Origin of the sequence: Paraburkholderia sp. J10-1 (assembly GCF_905220165.1) — a bacterium.
Taxonomy (GTDB): domain Bacteria; phylum Pseudomonadota; class Gammaproteobacteria; order Burkholderiales; family Burkholderiaceae; genus Paraburkholderia.
Window position 1 is genome coordinate 83,125 of record NZ_CAJMYW010000014.1, and the last position, 16,827, is coordinate 99,951.

A 16,827-nucleotide genomic window follows, 5' to 3' on the forward strand; every position below is an offset into this window, starting at 1 on the left:
GTGGGAAAAGTTCAGTGACTCCAAAATAGTGCGCCATCGACCACAAGATAAACGAAAAAGCCGTTCATCCCATTGTATGAACGGCCTTTTTCCGGAACTCTTTAGCCGATCACCACCATCAGTTCGACCCTGCGACCTTCGGAGCGTCTTCGTAGATCAAGAGCGGTTTGCCGTCGCCGTCGATCACGTTGTCGTCGATGATGACCTTGCTCACGCCCTTCATGGCCGGCAGCTCGTACATCACGTCGAGCAATGCCTGTTCCAGGATCGAGCGCAGGCCACGCGCACCGGTCTTGCGGCGGATCGCCTTGCGGGCGACAGCCTGCAGTGCGGCCGGACGAATTTCCAGCTCCACGCGCTCCATGTTGAAGAGCTTGTGATACTGCTTGACGAGCGCATTCTTCGGCTCGACCAGAATCTTCATGAGCGCGGCTTCGTCGAGCTTGCCGAGCGTCGCGACCACCGGCAGACGGCCGATCAGTTCGGGAATCAGGCCGAACTTGATCAGGTCTTCCGGTTCCGTTTCGCGCAGCACTTCGCCCGTGTCGCGCTCCTGCTTGCTCTTCACGCTCGCGCCAAAACCAATGCCGGTCTTTTCCGTGCGGTCGGTGATGACCTTTTCCAGACCGTCGAACGCGCCGCCGCAAATGAACAGGATATTGGTCGTGTCGACCTGGATGAAATCCTGGTTCGGATGCTTGCGGCCGCCCTGCGGCGGCACCGAAGCCATCGTGCCTTCGACGAGCTTGAGCAGCGCCTGCTGCACGCCTTCGCCCGACACGTCGCGCGTGATCGACGGGTTGTCCGACTTGCGGCTGATCTTGTCGATTTCGTCGATATAGACGATGCCGCGCTGGGCCTTGTCGACCTCGTAATTGCAGTTCTGCAGCAGCTTCTGAATGATGTTCTCGACGTCTTCGCCCACGTAACCGGCTTCGGTCAGCGTGGTGGCGTCCGCGATCACGAACGGCACGTTCAGAAGGCGCGCGAGCGTCTGCGCGAGCAGCGTCTTGCCCGAGCCCGTGGGCCCGATCAAGAGGATGTTGCTCTTCGAGAGTTCGACGTCGTCCTTCTTGTCGAGGTGCTTCAGACGCTTGTAGTGGTTGTACACCGCCACTGCGAGGATCTTCTTCGCTCGTTCCTGCCCGATCACGTACTGGTCGAGGATGTCGCGGATCTCCTGCGGGCTCGGCAGGTCCGAGCGCGACAGCGCCGCGTCGACGCCCGCACCGGCGGCTTCGTCGCGAATGATCTCGTTGCACAGGTCGATACATTCATCGCAGATGAAGACCGACGGACCAGCGATGAGCTTTTTCACCTCATGCTGGCTCTTGCCGCAAAACGAGCAATACAACAGCTTCTCGCTGTTAGAACCTTTCTTGTCCGCCATGGATAAATGAGCCTCCGGACACTCTGTTACATGATACGCCGTTTCCCCCGGCGAGGCCGGAGGGTGCGTGAACCGCTTGCTGTGACGGCGTTGGGGGCCGCAGGCCGCGAAGCGCGTTTGCCGATTATTCCACAAGGTCTGCGCGGCGTCGGCTATCCCCTTTTGTACGGGGGCCGAGCGGATCCTTCAGGACTGCGCTTGCGCGCCGCCCTTCGCAGGGTCGGACGCGCAAAACCGCTCACGCAGCTTAAGGACGCTTGTGCAGAACCTGGTCGACGAGACCGTATGCCTGAGCGTCGTCACCCGACATGAAATTGTCGCGATCCGTGTCGCGCGCAATGCGCTCGACCGGCTGACCCGTATGGTGCGCGAGCAACTGGTTCAGGCGCTCTTTCAGGTACAGGATTTCGCGAGCCTGGATTTCGATGTCCGAAGCCTGGCCGCGCGCGCCGCCGAGCGGCTGGTGAATCATCACGCGCGAATTCGGCAGCGCGAAACGCTTGCCCTTGGCGCCCGACGCCAGCAGGAACGCGCCCATGCTGGCCGCGAGGCCCATGCAAAGGGTCGAAACGTCCGGCTTGATGAATTGCATCGTGTCGTAAATCGCCATGCCGGCCGAGACCGAGCCGCCCGGGCTGTTGATGTACAGGCTGATGTCCTTGTCCGGGTTTTCGCTTTCGAGGAACAACAGCTGGGCGACCACGAGGTTCGCCGTCTGGTCGTTCACTTCGCCGACCAGGAACACCACGCGCTCCTTGAGCAGGCGCGAGTAGATGTCGTAGGAACGTTCGCCGCGACCGCTCGTTTCGACGACGATCGGCACGAGGCCGAGCGCCTGCGGGTCGAAGTCTCGCGACGAGTGGGAGGTCAACGTATCCAGCGATTGAGCGCGAATGGTCATGCGGTGCATCCTTGTCTGGAAAAGTTCTTCTGATATACCGGTATGGCGACGGACCCTGGTTAAATCAACCACACGGGCAGCATGGCTAAAACCTGCGGATACAAAAACGGCGTGCTGGCCGTCGGTCGCTCCGACAGCCGGCACGCCGTAGCGGGCAGATTTAAGCCTGCGCCGTCGCGCTTGCCAGTTCTTCGAAGCTAACTTGCTTGTCCGTCACCTTGGCCTTGCCGAGCACGAAGTCCACGACGTTCGATTCGACGACGTAGGCTTCCATTTCGGCCAGACGCTGCTGGTTGGAATAATACCAGCGCACGACCTCCTTCGGGTCCTCATAGCTTTTCGCGAATTCGTCGACTTCAGCACGGATTTGCTCCGGCTTCGCCTCGAGGCTGTTGGCCTTCACGAGTTCGGCGAGCACGAGACCGAGCTTCACGCGGCGCTCGGCTTGTTCCTTGAACATTTCGGCCGGGATCGGCGCGTCCTTGGCGTTCGGCACACCACGCTGCGCGAGGTCGGCGCGCGCCATTTCGACGAGGCGTTCCTGATCCTGCTCGACGAGTGCGTTCGGCACGTCGAGCTCAGCGATCTTCAGCAGCGCGTCCATCACCTGGTTCTTGACGATGGATTGCGTGCGGCGCTTCGCTTCGCGCTCGAGGTTGTCCTTGATTTCAGCGCGCATCTTCACGAGGTCGCCGTCGGCGATGCCGAGCGACTTGGCGAATTCGCCGTCGATTTCCGGCAGGTGCGGCCACTCGATCTGCTGCATCGTGATCGTGAACTTCGCCGTCTTGCCGGCGACGTCCTTGCCGTGATAGTCCTCGGGGAACGCGAGGTCGAATTCGCGCGACTCGCCCTTCTTCAGGCCGATCGCGGCCTTTTCGAATTCCGGCAGCATGCGGCCTTCGCCCAGCACGAAGGCGAAGCCTTCGGCGGTGCCGCCCGGGAACGCGACGTCGTCGATCTTGCCGACGAAGTCGACCGTCACGCGGTCGCCTTCCTTCGCTGCGGTGTCGGCGCCGCCGTCACCGTGCTCGCCGGCTTCGCCGCGAGCGTGGAAGTGCACGCGCTGCTTGCGCAGGATGTCGAGCGTGCGGTCGATTTCGGCTTCGGTGATGCTCGTGGTCGTGCGCTCGATTTCGGCCGTTGCGACGTCGCCGAGTTTCACTTCCGGGTAGACCTCGAAGGTCGCGTCGAATGCGTAGTCGCCTTCAGCGGCTTCCGACTTCGGTGCGAAGCTCGGCTGGCCGGCAACGCGCAGATTCTCGGCGCGGCTGATGTCGAAGAATTCCTTGCCGACCTTGTCGCTCAGGACTTCGGCTTCGACCTGGCCCGAATACTGCTGCGTGACCATCTTGAGCGGCACCTTGCCCGGGCGGAAGCCCGGCATGCGCACGTTCTTTGCGAGTTTACGGATGCGCGAATCGATTTCTTTCTGCACGGCGTCCTTCGGCAGGGAAATCGTCACGCGGCGTTCGAGCTTGCCGAGGTTTTCAACAACGTTAGCCATGGCTTCAATCGTCCTAAAATTGTTCGAGCGAATCAGTAATCTGTGGTCTTTGCGTGCCGCAGTCCGCTGGGGGCCCGCCGGGGTCAACCGGGGTCCAGCAACCCGCTTTGGAGCTGAACGCAGGCGCCTCGTGCGCCGCTCAACAGCGCCGAAACGGGCGGCTTGCGGTGCGGTTCCGTCAAAAGAGCCAAGTATTTTAGCAAACTATTTCCCGGTACCAGTGGAATTGCCGTTTGCGTGTGTTATGTGCCTGTTTTTGACCTGATTTCGGCCTGCTTTTGAACCGCTACGCGCCTGAAGCGCGCTCCGATGCGCGCTATCGCAACGCCGTTATCCAGCCCACGCGACGAGGCTGTTAAGCTTACGCTCGCGCCGGACGCCCCGCCGGCCGCAGCCGCTCCCAACACAATTCTTCCAGCAGAGACACCATGCCGAATTCGTCGACTGACGCTCCCGTTATCGTCATTGCTCCAGACTCTTTTAAAGGCTCGCTCAGCGCGGACGGGGTCGCCGCCGCGATCGCCGAGGGCATCCGCCGCGTGCGCGCCGACGCCGACATCCGTATCCGTCCCATGGCCGATGGCGGCGAAGGCACGCTCGACGCGATGCTGTCGATCGGCGGCGAGCGCCGGGTCATGACCGTGGAAGGCGCAGCGGGCCCGAAGCGCGACGCCGCGGTCGGGCTGCTGAGCGACGGCAGCGCGATCGTCGAAACCGCCGAGATCGTCGGCATCACGGACCCGGTCGGCATGGGCGTGCCGGTGGAGGCGCGCAGCACGCGCGGCATGGGCGAAGCGATCCGCGCGCTGCTCGACGAAGGCGTGCGGCGCTTTTACGTGGCGCTCGGCGGCAGCAGCACCAACGACGCAGGCGCCGGTTTGCTCGCGGGCCTCGGCCTGCAACTCTTCGACGCCGCTGGCAAGCCGCTGGCGCCCACGCCGCAAGCTCTCGCGCAAGTCGCACGGGTGGACGTTTCCGGGCTAGACGCGCGACTTCGCGAGGCGTCGTTCGTCGGCATGTCGGACGTGGACAATCCGCTCACGGGCGAGCACGGCGCGACTGCCGTGTTCGGTCCGCAAAAAGGCGTGACGCCGGAGCAGGTCGCGCCGATCGACGCGGCGCTCGGCCGTTTCGCTGACCTGCTCGAAGCGGCGCTGGGTCGCCGCGTGCGCGACGAAGCCGGCTCCGGTGCGGCCGGCGGCCTCGGTTTCGCGCTACGCATGCTCGGCGCGAGCTTCGAGCCCGGCGCCGAAGTCGTTGCGCGCACCATCGGTCTGGACGAAGCACTCGATCGCGCCGACTGGCTCATCACCGGCGAAGGCCGCTCGGACGTGCAGACACTGCACGGCAAGGCGCCGTTCATCGCCTGCCGCCACGCCGCAGCCGCGGGCGTGCCCGCCACGCTGCTCTCGGGCGCCGTGGACGCAGCCGCCCTGCCGCGTCTCGCGGAGCATTTCAGCGGCTGCTTCTCGCCTGCGCCGGGCCCCATCACGCTCGAAACCGCGATTCGCGACGCCGCACGCCTGCTCGCCAACGAAGCGGAGCAGCTCGCCCGCCTCAAATACGCTGCGCGTACATCCAACTAGGCAAATTCGCCGGGGCACGCCGCCCCGGCTTTGGCGATGCCCCCGGGATTTCGCAGTCCGATCTGTTGAATACGCGGGCCACACATTCCGCAGTAAGCGATTAATAGATTCGTGCACCGAACCGAACGAGCCGCACAAGGGTTCGGATGCGTTGACCCGCGCGCAAGATGGGGCAACAATCATGGAATCGCGACACGATCGCGCCCTTCCCAAGCGACCAGACCAGGACTCCCATGAAGGCAAGCAAAGCCGGACTCGAACAATTCCTCACCTATCGGCTGCATGTCCTGAACAAACTCTCCGAACGGGGCGCCAGCGAACGCTACCAGGCGAAGCTCGGCATCACACTTCCGGAGGCTCGGCTCATTGCAGCTGTGGGGGCGTTCGGCCCGTTTTCCGTGATGGAGCTTGCGCGTCACGCGAATCTCGACAAGAGCCAGGCAAGCCGTGCAGCCGAGGCGCTGATGCGCCGCGGCCTCATGCAGCGCGACACGAGCGAGGAAGACGGACGCCTCGTGCTCGTTTCGCTCACAACCGATGGACGCGCGCTGTATCGCAAGGTCATGCCCATCGCGCGCAAGTGGAATGTCGACCTCTTCGCGAGCCTCGACGACAAGGAGCGCGACGCACTCGCGCGTGCGCTCGACAAGGTGATCGAAGCCATGCAGACCGAACTGTAAGGCGGTCCGCGCGAGCAGAGGCAATAAGCTAAACAGATGGCGGGCAGGATCGGGCAACGTCCAGGTCGCCATCGCGAGTGCATCGCGCAAACGTCACACAAACAAAAAGGCCATGTACCTGACGGTACATGGCCTTTTTACTTTGGTGCGTGAGGCCGGACTCGAACCGGCACACCCTTGCGGGCGTCAGGACCTAAACCTGGTGCGTCTACCAATTTCGCCACTCACGCGAATTCTTTGCGCTTCTGTTCTTGCGCCCGGCAGGACCGCTGCGCTTCACTCCAGAAAACGCGTGCGATACAACCCTGTGCGACATGCCGACTGATCGAGTCCTCGTGAGACGCCGGGCGATGTTGTCCACCTCGCCCGCAATCCAGCCTGCTTTCTGACTACGCCTGCCGGCGGCGATGCTTCATTATGTGCCGGCCGCGTGCTTCCAGCTAAGCGTCAGAAAGCGCAAGCGCGAGATTCTAACCGATTGCCTGGCGCTTGTCTGCATCCTGAAAACAGTGCGCGAGGGGTCATGGCAGGCGCATCGTCGAGGGCGCAGGCGAGCCCCGCCCGGCCTGGCCGAAGCCGCGCCGATGCTAGAATCGCGGCTCTACCGTCGCGCCGCGCTCTGGTCGCCGCGCGAGCCGCTTCGCCCCACATCTCCAAACGCCGTGAACTTCGACGAATACTGCCTGCAAAAGGCGGCTCCCCCTGGTTCGAGCACTTACTACGCGCTGCGTCAGGCCCGCGCCGCACGCCAGCCGCTCTTGACCGCGCTCTTCGCGCTGCGCCGCGAACTCGAGGAAACCGCGAAAGAAACGAGCGACCCCACCGTCGGCCGCACGAAGCTCGCCTGGTGGCAAAAGGAACTGGCCGCGCTCGCCGCGGGCAATCCCGCGCATCCGGTCACGCAGGCGCTCGCCACGCATCTCGGCGATTCGAAGGCCGTCTATCCTGGCTTGCAGGCGCTGCTCGCTGGCTTCGAGATGGATTTCGAGCAGGCGCGCTATCTCGATCTGCCGAATCTGCGCCGCTATATGGACGGCGTGGGCGGCACGTTCGCCTCGCTCGTGGCGCAACTCAGCGCGCGCACGCAAGAGGACCGCCAGGACGCCGCGCGCTGGGCCGCGCCGCTTGGCAACGCGCTCATGCTCGCCCAGTTCGTGCCGGAGATCGGCAACGACGCGCGCCATGGCCGCATCTACGTGCCTATCGACGAATTGCAGCGCTATAACGTCACCGCCGCCGATCTCATCAACCGGCGCTACAGCGCGGAGTTCACTGAACTCATGCAGTTCCAGACCTCGCGTGCGCGCGAAGCGGTGCACGCCGCGCTCGACGCGATTCCCGCCTCGGCGCGCCGCGACCAGCGCACCTTGCGTGCGCTCGCCGCGCTCGAACTCGCGCTGCTCGACGAAGTCGAGCGCGAAGGCTACCAGGTGCTGCATCAGCAGATCGTGCTCACGCCCGTGCGCAAACTGTGGATCGCCTGGCGCGCCGCGCGCCGAAGCTGAGGCTCGCGCTTACGTTATGCGCGCAGCAACGGCAGCGGCTCGAAGCGCTGCTGCAGGACGGCCTGTGCGTCGAGCCCCCACCACGGGCCTAGCACGGTCGCGTAGATCTGCCTGAAGTCGACGCTTACGGGCAAATTGCCATTGCCATCGAGCTGCGCGAGTTGCGGCGCCTGCCCATAGAGCCCGCCCGCTACCCGCCCGCCTGCGACGAAGTGCGCCGAAGCCGTTCCGTGATCGGTGCCGCGACTTTGGTTCTCGCGCACGCGCCGCCCGAATTCCGCATACGTCACGATCAGTGTGCGATCCCAACGCCCGAGTTCCACGAGCGCCGAGCGCATCGCCTCCATGCCCGAGGCGAACTGGCGCAGCAAATCGGCATGACGCTGCGGCTGGTTCTGGTGCGTGTCGAAGCCGTTCAGCGTCAGACGAATCGCCGCGACGCCGCGCCCCGCCACCGGCGCGCCTTGCGCGGTGTCGCTCGATGCGAGCGCCTGCATGGCCGTCTTGATCGAGGCGCCGAATGCACCCGAAGGAAACGCCGTCTTCAGCGCGTAGTTGCCCGGGCGTGGCCGCAGGGCATCGGCGGCATGCACGATGTCGTTCTCGACATCGAGGATATGCGCGAGCGCCGGGTTGCGCTCCTTGAGCGTGACCGGCGTGACGAGGCGCGACGCGCGCGCGAACTGCGCCGGATTCACGAGCGCGATGGCGCGCGCGCCGTTCGAGAGCGGACCCATCTCGGCGCTGCCGAGCACGAGCGCATCGGCGGCAAATCCTGGCGGCACCGGCTCGCGTGCGAACGCGCGCGTGAGCCAGCCTTCGCGCAGATACTCATTGGAGCGCGAAGCCGTGTCCCAGATCTCGATCGAACGAAAGTGCGACAGATTCGGTTGCGCGTAGCTCACGCCCTGCACGATCGCAAGCTCGTGCGCCCGCCACATCGGCATGAGCGGCGCGAGCGCCAGATGCAGCGCCGTGCGCTCGTCCAGTTGTATCGCCTGCGCGCGTGGCACGCCGATGGTTTGCCGGTAGCGGTAATAAAGCGGATCGGCAAAAGGCACGACCGTGTTGAGGCCGTCGTTGCCGCCCTTGAGCTCGACGAGAATCAGCAGGTTCTCATAGCCGCTAGCAAGGCCCGGGGGCGCGGGCGTTGCCCCTTGTGCGCGCGCGGCGCCTGGCAGCCATAGCGCAGAGCCCGCCATCGCGGCGGCGGCCGTCGCACCGGCTGCAAGAAAGTCGCGTCGCTTCATGGCTTGCCTCGCTTGTCAGTGCAGCGGCATACGCTGCCGCCAGGGATTCGGCCGTTCATGCCCATGCGTCACTTCAATTGATACACCGGATCCATCAGCAGTGCCTGGAGACAGGAACCCGCACTGCTGCCAACCGCGATCGCATCGACAGGCGCGAGCGGCAAGATCGCGTGCTGCATTTGCAACTGCGCTGAAAGACCGGGCGTGGCATCAGCAGTGAGACCGTAACGCGAAAGCCAGCCATCCAGATCGAAGCGCATACCGCCTTGCAACACATCGCGGCGCATTGCGTTCGCCACGTTTTGCATGCTTTGCGGCATGCTTGCCGCGACCTTGGCGGGTGCGCCCGACGCAGGCGGCCGCCCCGCTTCCGTCGCACGAAACAACTGCTCGACGAACTGCTTGCGTGCGAGCAGCGTCGCGCTGTTGATCCACGACGCCCCGCCTGGCCACCCCTTCACGTTTGGCGGGTAAAACAGATTCTCGCCCAACGCCGCCGAGCGGCGCGCAAATGGCAACGTGTCGCCGTACACCACGTCGAACCGGCGCACCGTGCCGACGATGAACTCCACCGGCGAACTCACGAGCACGCCACGGTTGCGCTCATCCCAGAACGCTGGCGTCACGAGTAGCGCGCGAAGCGCATCGCCGACCTCATAGCCGCTCGCGCGAAAATGATCGGCGACGTTTGTGAGCTGCGCCTCGTCAGGCGTCGAGGAGATGAACTCGCGCCACAGCTTGCCCGATACATATCGGGCAGTTTGCGGCTGCGCGAGCAGGATGTCGAGCACCTGATCGCCGTCGAACGCCCCGCTGCGGCCAAGCACGGTCTTCTCACCACCGTCGTGCAGGTCGACGCGCCAGACGAACGCCTGAGTGTCGGGATCGAGACTCCAACCCGTATACGCGCGCGCCGCTTCGGCAACGTCGCGCTGCGAGTACTGGCCTTCGCCCAGCGTGAACAACTCCATCACTTCACGTGCGAAATTCTCGTTGGGCCTGCCCTTGCGATTGCTCGCGCCATCGAGGTAAAGCAGCATCGCGGGATCCTTCGCGACGGCATGCAGCAGGTTCGCGAAACTACCCAGCGCGTCGCGCCGCAAAAGCGCGTTTTGCGCGGCCATCAACTGCGGCTCACCAACCTTGTCCTGGCCCGAGGTGAAGTGGTTGTGCCAGAAAAGTGTCATGCGCTCGGTCAACGGCGACGACGTGACGAGCATCTCGCGCAGCCACCACGCGCGCAATTCGTCGTAGCGCGCGCCGCGCTGGCGCTGCGCTTCCTGACGCTCTTCCGGGGTCCGTGCATTGCGCTGCGCCCGGCTCGGCGGCACTTCGGCGGTCCATGCGGGAAGCGGCGTGAGCGCCTCGCTGCGCGCGCTGCCGACGAGTCGCGCGACAGCCTGCTCTCGCGTGAGCCCCACATAAGGCGCCACTTCGCTCTCGCGCGGCGCGAAGCCCGTACGTACGAGAAGATGGCGGGCGTCGTCGGCGTCGAGCCGCGCATCCGCGCCAGTGTCTGGCGCCGACGCGTGCACGTCGGACTGCGCGTTTGGCCTCGACCGTCTGGAGTCGCTCATGATGAACGGGCGCACGACGAAACCGCCGGCGCAGTCAATGGATGTACCGGTTTAACGGCTGTGGCAAAACGGATGTTGACTACGCAATTGCTACGGTTTTTTTCAGCGCGTTTGCACGGCGCGAATGCACGATGGCATGCCGATAAAATCGTGAAAGGCGCGAGAAAGGCGTGAACGCGTCGCGAATTGAATATTGCGTAAACGTTATCGCCGCGCAGCGGCGTTGACGCACGCCGAAAGCAGTATTAGCGCTTGTACAGCTCGCGCACAGCGTCTTCGATATGCTGACGCAAGAGACGTCGCTCGTCGGGCGTCATATGGCCGTCGCGGCGGCGCTGATCGAGGTCGGGGGGAACGGCAGGACGCTGGTTGATGTCAGACGCTGGACGCGGAACCGTATCGCTGCGTATGCGCCGCATTGATGGCTTGCCGCCCTGAGAGCGGGCAAAGGACTGCGGGTTCTCGTAGCGGTCTGCGGAGGGCTGGGCCCGGGCCGGCAACGACTCCAGTGCAGCCGCCACGCCACCGGCTAGCGCCAGTGCAAGCATGGTGTGGCGCATTGTCGGCCTGACCCCTCCCATCGTTTTGTTCCCTTCTTGACGCGGCAAACGGCTACCTCGAATACATGTGCGAACCCGGCTCGGCGCGGGCATGAATTTTAAAGTCGAATGAAGTATCTACCGAACAGCCGCTTTACGTAAAGAAGTCTATCTGTCAGTGCTTGCCGTCGTGGCACAGCACGGGTAAATTTTGTAACTGACTGTAACCTGATAATTGGTGCAAACTCGCATCAGTATCCAATCGCGCTAAGATGCCAGGCATGGAAACCAAAAACCCGTCCAAAATTCTCGTTGTCGATGACGATCCCCGACTCCGGGACCTGCTGCGCCGCTACCTCGGCGAGCAGGGCTTCAATGTCTACGTGGCCGAAAACGCCCCCGCCATGAACAAGCTGTGGGTGCGCGAGCGCTTCGACCTGCTGGTGCTCGACCTCATGCTGCCAGGCGAAGACGGCCTGTCGATCTGCCGCCGTCTGCGCGGCAGCAACGACCGCACGCCCATCATCATGCTCACCGCCAAGGGCGAGGACGTGGATCGCATCGTCGGGCTCGAAATGGGCGCCGACGACTATCTGCCCAAGCCCTTCAACCCGCGCGAACTTGTCGCACGCATTCATGCGGTGCTGCGCCGTCAGGCGCCGTCCGAACTGCCAGGCGCGCCTTCGGAAACCACCGAGGTGTTCGAGTTCGGCGAATTCGCATTGAATCTCGCCACGCGCACGCTCACCAAGGCCGGCCAGGAAATTCCGCTCACCACGGGCGAATTCTCGGTGCTCAAGGTGTTCGCGCGTCATCCGCGCCAGCCGCTCTCGCGTGAAAAGCTCATGGAGCTTGCGCGCGGCCGTGAATACGAAGTGTTCGACCGTAGCCTCGACGTGCAGATCTCGCGCCTGCGCAAGCTCATCGAACCCGATCCGGGCAGCCCGCGTTTCATTCAAACGGTTTGGGGCCTCGGCTACGTGTTCATCCCCGACGGCGCCGCCTGATCCTGGATGGAGTCTCGTTGTCTGCACTGCCTCTGTTGAAACGGGAAGGGTCCATGCGGATTGACCGGCGTTTGCTCACGCTCGCGTTCGGCGATCTGTTCTGGCGCACCTTCCTGCTGATCGCCCTTCTCATCGCGGTGAGTCTCGCCGCGTGGTTCCAGAGCTTTCGCGTGATCGAGCGGGAGCCGCGCGCGCAGCGCGTGGCGCTCCAGCTCGTCGCGATCGTGAAGCTCACGCGCACGGCGCTCCTCTACTCCGATCCCGATCTGCGCCGCGCGCTGCTGCAGGATCTCGAGAGCAACGAGGGCGTGCGTGTGTACCCGCGCGAAACCACGGACAAGTACAAGCTCCAGCCCGACGAGTCGCTCAATCGTCTGATCGAGCATGACATTCGCGGGCGTCTTGGCGACGACACGATCATCGCGCAGTCCGTGAACGACATTCCGGGCGTGTGGATCAGCTTCAAGATCGACGACGACGACTACTGGGTCGCGCTCGACCGCGACCAGCTCGACAACGTCACAGGCCTGCAGTGGGTCGGATGGGGCGTTTCCGCGCTCGCGCTATCGCTCTTCGGGGCGGCCTTCATCACGAGCCTCGTGAACCGGCCATTCGCGCGTCTGGCCATGTCGGCGCGCATGCTGGGCTCCGGGCAGCCTCCCGCGCCCTTGCCCGAGAGCGGCATGGGCGTCGCCGCCGAAACGAATCGCTCGTTCAACCAGATGGTGCGCGACCTCGAGCAGCTGGAGGCCGACCGCGCGCTGATGCTCGCGGGCATCTCGCACGATTTGCGCACGCCGCTCGCGCGCCTGCGGCTCGAAACGGAGATGAGTCCGTCCGATCAGGCGACCAAGGACGCGATGATCGACGACATCGAGCAGATGGACATGATCATCGGCCGCTTCCTCGATTACGCGCGCCCCGCCCAGCGCATGCCCGAGCGCGTCGATCTCTCGGTCATTGCCGGCGAGATGGCCGCGCGCATGGCGAGCGAAGACGGCGTGCGCCTCATCACGCGGCTCGCGCCTTCGGCCATGATCGAAGCCGACGACACCGACATGCGCCGCGTGGTGGGCAATCTGATCGAAAACGCACGCAAATACGGCGCGAGCGAAACCGACGGTATTCCGCACATCATGCTCGAAACGCGCGTCTCGCACTCGCGCGTCGAACTTTCGGTGGTCGACGAAGGCCCGGGCATTCCCGAGGATCAGCTCCCGCTCGTCACGCGGCCGTTCTACCGCGTCGACACGGCTCGCACGCAGGCGAACGGCACCGGCCTCGGCATGGCCATCGTGCAGCGCCTCGTGGGCCGCTATCGCGGCGCGCTGCGCCTGCGCAACCGGCTGCCGGGCCCCGGTCTCGAAGTGACGATCGAGTTCCCGCTCGCCAAGGGCACCTGAGCCGCTTTCCCCTAGCTTGACCGAAAGCCGGCGGCGGCGCACCCTCGCATCACGCGCCGCCCGCACCTGCGACAATCGTTTTCATCGGCATGCCGCGTTGCGCTCTCGCGCGCGCGGCGTCAAAGCGGGCCGCGCTGCCCGCCTCTCGTCTGAGGAACTGCCCCATGAAAACCGTCGGCGACAAACTCGAGGCCTTCACCGTCACCGCCGCGAAGCCCGGCTTCAACCATCCCGTGGAAAACGGCGAATCGGCGTTCATCGAGATCACCGAACAGACCTTCGCCAACAAGTGGAAGGTCATCTACTTCTACCCCAAGGATTTCACGCTCGTTTGCCCCACCGAGATCATCGCGTTCGCAAGACTCATCAAGGAATTCGATGACCGTGAAACGGTCGTGATGGGCGGCAGTTGCGACAACGAATATGTGAAGCTCGCGTGGCGGCGCGAGGACAAGACGCTCGATCGCCTCAATCACTATTCATTCGGCGACGTGAAGGGCGAGCTCATCGATCAGCTCGGCATACGCGACAAGGAAGCGGGCGTGGCGCTGCGCGCAACGTTCATCGTCGACCCCGACAACACGATCCAGCATGTCACGGTGAACAACCTGAACGTCGGACGCAGCGCCGAAGAAGTGCTGCGCGTGCTGGACGGGCTACAGACAGGCGAGCTGTGCCCCGACGGCCGCGCGGTGGGCGGCGAAACGCTCTAGGCCGCGCGCCGTTGCGTCACGTCCGGCTCGCCGCTGCACGCGTAGGCAAGCGGTTGCGTATTGCCGTTTCGAGCGGCCGCTTCCATTCGAGCAGGCGTTTTTCCAGAACCTGCCACGACAAGTGTGCGAGCAGCACAGCCAGCGCGAACTGCAGCACGAGCGCGAGAGCGGGCTGCGCCGCGTCGGGCACGTTTAGCTGAGCGTAGAGCTCCGGCGCCACGCCAAGGCGCGACGGCACGAAGTTGTGAAACAGATAAAAGCCGTAGCTGATCGTGCCGAGATACGCGAGCGGCCGCACTTCCAGCGCCGCGACGAGCATGCTGTCCTGGCGACGCACGAGCCACAGGAACAGCGCGCCGAGCGAGAGCGCGAGTCCAATGTCCAGCAAGCCTGGCAGCATCGCATCTGCCGCGTGCGTCGCGGTCCGCTCGAATTCGGCACATTCGGCACGCGCCAGCGCGAAGCCGGCTAGCGCCACACACGCCCCGGCGAACCACACCGCGCTCAGCGCCCCCGCGCGCAACGGCACGCGTGCGCCGCCAATCGCCAGTGCGCCGCCGAGCGCGAGCATGGCGAAATTCCACGGTGAAAACGCGTAGATCAGCGGCGCGATCGCCCCTTCCCCGTAAAGCGTGAGATGCGCGAACGCAGCCGCCGCGATCACCACCGCACAAAGCGAGAGATGGCGCGATGCGCGCACGAACAGCAGCGCGAACGGCGCGACGAGATAGAACTGCTGCTCGACCGCGAGGCTCCAGAAATGCGAGACGGTGCCGGGCCAGCCATCGTGAACCACGCCAATCCAGTAATTGGAGAGGAATACGAAATGCCAGGCGAGCCCGAGATCGACATCGCGCTGATAGAAGCTCGCATGCGCGATGGCAAGCGCAATCAGCAGCAGGTAATACACGGGAAAAATCCGCAGCGTTCGCTTCATGAAGAAGACGTACAGCAGCGCGGCCGTGCGAGCGCCGTGCTGTTCGATACGAACCCGATTGCGGTGCAGTTCTCCGACGATCAGATAGCCGCTGATCAGAAAGAACAGCCAGACGCCGATCTTGCCCACATCGACCACGTCGACGCGGGCCTTGTGCGAGAGGAATACGAGCACAACTGCAAGCGCCCGCAGGCCGTCGAGGCCTTTCACGCGTTTTTCGACACCCGCCATTGCCCTCCCCACTTCCGGATAGCGGTTCAGTATGGGACGAAAAAAACGGAAATTAATCGGCAAGAAAAGCAACGGCGATGATTGCAACTGCAATCATCGCCGTAGGGTGAGGAGCAGGCACGCGCCCTGCGCGCGCCGTTCAACCCGCCGTTCAACCCTTCGAACCAAGGATTGAATGACAGATCACGCGCGCAGCAGTAGTACCGCCGCCTGCGCTTCGATCCCTTCGCTGCGGCCGAGATAGCCGAGCTTTTCATTCGTCTTCGCCTTCACGTTCACGCGTTCGACCGGCAGGTTCAGGTCTTCGGCGATCGTCTTGCGCATCGACTCGATATGCGGCGCGAGCTTGGGCGCCTGCGCGATCACCGTGGTGTCGACGTTCATCAGCGAGAAGCCTGCCTCCTGGACGCGACGCAGACATTCGCGCAGCAGCACACGGCTGTTGGCGCCGTAGAACTGCTTGTCGGTGTCGGGGAAATGGCGGCCGATGTCGCCGAGCGCGGCGGCGCCGAAGAGCGCGTCGGTGATGGCGTGCAGCAGCACGTCGGCGTCCGAGTGGCCGAGCAGGCCGCGATCGTAGGGGATCGTCACGCCGCCGAGCACGAGCGGGCGGCCGGGCACCAGCGCATGCACGTCGTAGCCTTGTCCGATTCTGATGTCCATGTGTGGGGTTCCAGGGGTTTCAGGTGTGGGGAGTGCGGTGCGCTTATTCTGCGGGCCGACTGAGGATCGCTTCGGCGAGTGCGAAGTCTTCGGGGTACGTCACCTTGAAGTTGCGCAGGCTGCCCTGCACGAGACGCGGCGCGTGACCGAGCCATTCGATCGCGCTCGCTTCGTCGGTGAGATCGTGACCGTCCTGCTGCGCGCGCTCGATGGCCGTGCGCAGCATGCCGATGCGGAACATCTGCGGCGTCTGGGCCTGCCAGAGTCCGTCGCGCGATTCGGTGCGCGCGATATGTACGCCGGGCGCCGCGGGGTCCTTCGGCGCGACGCGCTTGAGCGTGTCGGCCACCGGCAGCGCCATGATGCCGCCCACGGGGTCGTCCTTGAGCTGCTCGACGAGCGTGCGGATCAGCGCGGGCGTGATGCCGGGGCGCGCGGCGTCGTGTACGAGCACCCAGTCGTTGTCGGTGGCGCCAAATTCGGCGAGCGCAGCCAGGCCGTTGTAGACCGAGGCCTGGCGCGAAGCGCCGCCGCAGCGCCGCACGGCAAAGCGCAGGCCGCCGAAGCGCCGGGCGTCGAAGTGGTTATCGTCGGGAGAAATCACCACGAGGGTTTGCGAGAATTCGTTGCAGGCGTCGAAAGCGGCGAGCGTATAGTGCAGGAGGTCGCGTCCGGCAACGATTCGATATTGTTTCGGCATGGCCGAGCCCGAACGGCTGCCGGTGCCGGCGCACGGAATCAGGGCAAAAAGGCGTGAAGTCACGGTGTCGCGAGCCGCATGAGTCAAAGTAAAGGACGGATTTTATAATAGGTCCCTTACGCACACGCTGGACGCCTGCAAAACGTCGGCGAAACGTCGTCGAAACGCGCCGGATTCACTTGAAGACCAGTAACCGGCCCCCATATTCTGGCGCTGCACTCCGCCCGAACTGAACTGG

Annotated in this window: 15 protein-coding genes and 1 tRNA gene; 6 read left to right on the forward strand and 10 right to left on the reverse strand. The window is 64.3% G+C overall.

Annotated elements, in window-relative coordinates; translation table 11 throughout:
* Nucleotides 1–118: 118 nt before the first annotated feature.
* The 3 genes from clpX to tig all read right to left on the reverse strand — a co-directional run bounded on the left by clpX (nt 119) and on the right by tig (nt 3,798).
* Entirely contained in the window at nt 119–1,390 is a 1,272-nt protein-coding gene (gene clpX, locus U5A65_RS31605) for an ATP-dependent Clp protease ATP-binding subunit ClpX (RefSeq protein WP_028216418.1), read from the reverse strand.
* A gap of 247 nt (nt 1,391–1,637) precedes the next feature.
* Nucleotides 1,638–2,291: an ATP-dependent Clp endopeptidase proteolytic subunit ClpP gene (clpP, locus tag U5A65_RS31610; protein WP_028206978.1), complete on the reverse strand. Its 654-nt coding sequence runs from the start codon at nt 2,289–2,291 to the stop codon at nt 1,638–1,640.
* A 160-nt stretch (nt 2,292–2,451) separates the two neighbouring features.
* A complete protein-coding gene (gene tig, locus U5A65_RS31615) occupies nt 2,452–3,798 on the reverse strand; it encodes a trigger factor (RefSeq protein WP_321914861.1) in 1,347 nt (448 codons plus the stop codon).
* Between the two features lie 428 nt (nt 3,799–4,226).
* Between tig and U5A65_RS31620 the strand changes: the two genes are divergently transcribed.
* Nucleotides 4,227–5,384, forward strand: a complete 1,158-nt coding sequence (locus U5A65_RS31620; protein ID WP_321948831.1) for a glycerate kinase — start codon at nt 4,227–4,229, stop codon at nt 5,382–5,384.
* Nucleotides 5,385–5,617: 233 nt separating this feature from the next.
* Nucleotides 5,618–6,064: a MarR family winged helix-turn-helix transcriptional regulator gene (locus tag U5A65_RS31625; RefSeq protein WP_028206975.1), complete on the forward strand. Its 447-nt coding sequence runs from the start codon at nt 5,618–5,620 to the stop codon at nt 6,062–6,064.
* A 143-nt stretch (nt 6,065–6,207) separates the two neighbouring features.
* On the opposite strand, the gene U5A65_RS31630 is transcribed toward U5A65_RS31625, so the two are convergent.
* Nucleotides 6,208–6,294: transfer RNA gene (locus U5A65_RS31630), tRNA-Leu, on the reverse strand.
* Nucleotides 6,295–6,726: 432 nt separating this feature from the next.
* On the opposite strand from U5A65_RS31630, the gene U5A65_RS31635 reads away from it, so the two are divergent.
* Complete coding sequence (locus U5A65_RS31635; protein WP_321914931.1) at nt 6,727–7,569, forward strand: squalene/phytoene synthase family protein; 843 nt, start codon at nt 6,727–6,729, stop codon at nt 7,567–7,569.
* A gap of 14 nt (nt 7,570–7,583) precedes the next feature.
* Here U5A65_RS31635 and U5A65_RS31640 read toward each other — a convergent pair whose 3' ends face one another.
* From U5A65_RS31640 to U5A65_RS31650, 3 genes are all read right to left on the reverse strand, one after another.
* Nucleotides 7,584–8,819, reverse strand: a complete 1,236-nt coding sequence (locus U5A65_RS31640) for a DUF1501 domain-containing protein (protein WP_321948832.1) — start codon at nt 8,817–8,819, stop codon at nt 7,584–7,586.
* A gap of 68 nt (nt 8,820–8,887) precedes the next feature.
* Nucleotides 8,888–10,396, reverse strand: coding sequence for a DUF1800 domain-containing protein (locus tag U5A65_RS31645; RefSeq protein ID WP_321948833.1), 1,509 nt, complete (start codon nt 10,394–10,396; stop codon nt 8,888–8,890).
* Between the two features lie 245 nt (nt 10,397–10,641).
* Nucleotides 10,642–10,977 carry a hypothetical protein gene (locus tag U5A65_RS31650; protein ID WP_321914857.1) on the reverse strand — a complete coding sequence of 112 codons (336 nt, stop codon included), beginning with the start codon at nt 10,975–10,977 and terminating at the stop codon, nt 10,642–10,644.
* Nucleotides 10,978–11,207: 230 nt separating this feature from the next.
* Here U5A65_RS31650 and ompR point away from each other — a divergent pair, with 230 nt between their 5' ends.
* The 3 genes from ompR (at nt 11,208) to U5A65_RS31665 (ending at nt 14,058) form a co-directional block, all read left to right on the forward strand.
* Nucleotides 11,208–11,942 (forward strand): two-component system response regulator OmpR, encoded by a 735-nt coding sequence (gene ompR / locus U5A65_RS31655; protein WP_027814652.1) that lies wholly within the window; start codon nt 11,208–11,210, stop codon nt 11,940–11,942.
* A gap of 53 nt (nt 11,943–11,995) precedes the next feature.
* Complete coding sequence (locus U5A65_RS31660) at nt 11,996–13,345, forward strand: ATP-binding protein (protein WP_321914856.1); 1,350 nt, start codon at nt 11,996–11,998, stop codon at nt 13,343–13,345.
* A 164-nt stretch (nt 13,346–13,509) separates the two neighbouring features.
* The gene (locus U5A65_RS31665) at nt 13,510–14,058 is read left to right on the forward strand and encodes a peroxiredoxin (protein WP_321948834.1); all 549 of its coding nucleotides are present in this window, start codon (nt 13,510–13,512) and stop codon (nt 14,056–14,058) included.
* Nucleotides 14,059–14,074: 16 nt separating this feature from the next.
* Here U5A65_RS31665 and U5A65_RS31670 read toward each other — a convergent pair whose 3' ends face one another.
* From U5A65_RS31670 to ispD, 3 genes are all read right to left on the reverse strand, one after another.
* On the reverse strand, nt 14,075–15,226 hold the full coding sequence (locus U5A65_RS31670; protein ID WP_321948835.1) for an acyltransferase: 1,152 nt from the start codon (nt 15,224–15,226) through the stop codon (nt 14,075–14,077).
* A 183-nt stretch (nt 15,227–15,409) separates the two neighbouring features.
* Entirely contained in the window at nt 15,410–15,889 is a 480-nt protein-coding gene (gene ispF / locus U5A65_RS31675) for a 2-C-methyl-D-erythritol 2,4-cyclodiphosphate synthase (RefSeq protein WP_158757841.1), read from the reverse strand.
* Nucleotides 15,890–15,932: 43 nt separating this feature from the next.
* Nucleotides 15,933–16,652, reverse strand: coding sequence for a 2-C-methyl-D-erythritol 4-phosphate cytidylyltransferase (gene ispD / locus U5A65_RS31680; protein WP_321948836.1), 720 nt, complete (start codon nt 16,650–16,652; stop codon nt 15,933–15,935).
* Nucleotides 16,653–16,827 lie beyond the last annotated feature (175 nt).